This window comes from Saccharothrix hoggarensis (genome assembly GCF_042678885.1).
Classification (GTDB): domain Bacteria; phylum Actinomycetota; class Actinomycetes; order Mycobacteriales; family Pseudonocardiaceae; genus Actinosynnema; species Actinosynnema hoggarensis.
The window spans coordinates 1-1,622 of record NZ_JBHTLK010000469.1; the positions used below are offsets into that span (position 1 = coordinate 1).

Genomic DNA, 1,622 nt, shown 5'->3' on the forward strand with positions numbered 1-1,622 from the left:
GGTCAGGCCGACCGGGGTGGGCAGGACGCCGCGCCCGCTGAAGCCGCCCCGGCCGCCGCCGGAACCACCGCGCGCGGGCGGTCCACCCGGACGCTGGTTGTGGGGCTGGTTCGGGTTGTTGCCCACGACGACCGGGTTGTTGCCGCCGGTGCCCGCACCGGTGCCCGCACCGCCGCCACCACCGCCGTCACCCACCGGCGGGGTCGGCGTGACCACGGGCGGAGGGGGCGGCGCCACCGGGTTGCTCGGCGGGCTGAACGACGGCACGGTCCGGTCGACCGCGTACGAGTTCTGCTGGAACATCGCCATGACCTCGGCGGCCTGGCGGTGCGTCGCGTCCGCGGTGACGACCGAGTCGATCGCGGGCGCGCCGATGGTGTCGATGCCGGTGAACGCGTTGGGCGCCTTCGCGACCGGCGGGCTCGCGACCAGGCCGTCGTCCGGCGTCAGGGTCCGGTAGTCGTGGCCTTCCGCGGCGAGGTCACGCGACAGCTGCGCCCGCGGCATGTAGGCGACGGGCGGCGTGGCCGAGGTCAGCGGCGGTTCGCCGGCCGGCGTGACGACGGGCGGCGCGGGCGCGGGCGGCGGCATCATCTCGCGCGCCGTCTGCACGTGCTCGATCTCGGTGGCGATGCACTTGGCCACGTTGTCGGCGTGCTCGCTGGTGTTCAGCGCCCACTTCTCCACCGACACCAGGGCCTCGCGGGCGCGCTCGGCCGACTCGCCCTCCCACGCCAGCGTGGACTGGCCGATCGCCTTGGCCAGCAGCTCCTGCACCTCGGTGAGGGCCTTGCCGACGCTCGCCCAGTCGGCCTGCGCGCTGCCGGCGGCCTTGAGGTCGACGCCGGTGTTGATCATCTCCCACAGCTGCTGGTGGGAGTACGTCATCCAGTCGACCTTCTGGCCGAGGTCGGTCGGCTTGTCGTGCCCGTGCCCGTGCCCGTTGCCGTGGCCGTTGCCGTGGCCGTTGCCGTGGCCACCGCCGTGCCCTTGGCCGCCGCCTTGGCCTTGGCCGCCGCCGTAGTGCCGGTCACCGTGGTTCTGGCCACCGTGGTGGCCGCCGCCGTTGTGGCCGCCGCCGTGGTTCTGGCCGCCGCCGTTGTGGCCGCCGCCGTAGTTGTTGCCGCCCATCAGCCCTTCGCCTCCCCCGCGGATCCGAAGGCGTCCGCCGCATCGTCATCGGCCCGCGCCAGGTTCCGCGCGGCCTCGCGGATCGTTTCCTCGACCTCGAAGAGCACCTGCATGAAGTCGCCGATCACGTTGACCGCCGACTCCTCGTTGCCCACCGCGACCTCGCGCAGCCGGCGGCTGATCGCGTCGCTCACCCAGTTGTTGCCGAACTTGAGCTCGACGTCGAGGTTGTTCACCGCCCGGCTGTGGACGTTGTCGACCACGTCACGGGCCTTGGACACCAGCTTCAGCAGGTCGTCGACGGCCTGCTTGTCCAGGTCGAGCTGGACGGAACCCTTGTCCACCGCGCCGAGGGCGGTCGTGGCTTTGTCCAGGTCGGTCTGCGCGGCCTTGGCGAAGCCGTCCGGGACCGGTGACGGCGTCGCGGCCGCCGGTTCCGCGGTGGCGGCGGCGGGCAACGTGACCGTGGCGCCCGGGTCGCCCGCCGGCGC

General features: G+C 73.6%; 2 protein-coding genes. Both read right to left on the reverse strand.

Annotated features, from left to right (window positions below; translation table 11 throughout):
• The coding region (locus ACFQ3T_RS36490; protein WP_380730717.1) for a PPE domain-containing protein at positions 1–1,131 on the reverse strand (1,131 nt) is incomplete at its 3' end.
• Positions 1,131–1,622 (reverse strand): hypothetical protein (locus ACFQ3T_RS36495; RefSeq protein ID WP_380730719.1); only part of this gene is annotated, 492 nt, incomplete at its 5' end. The genes ACFQ3T_RS36495 and ACFQ3T_RS36490, both read right to left, overlap by 1 nt.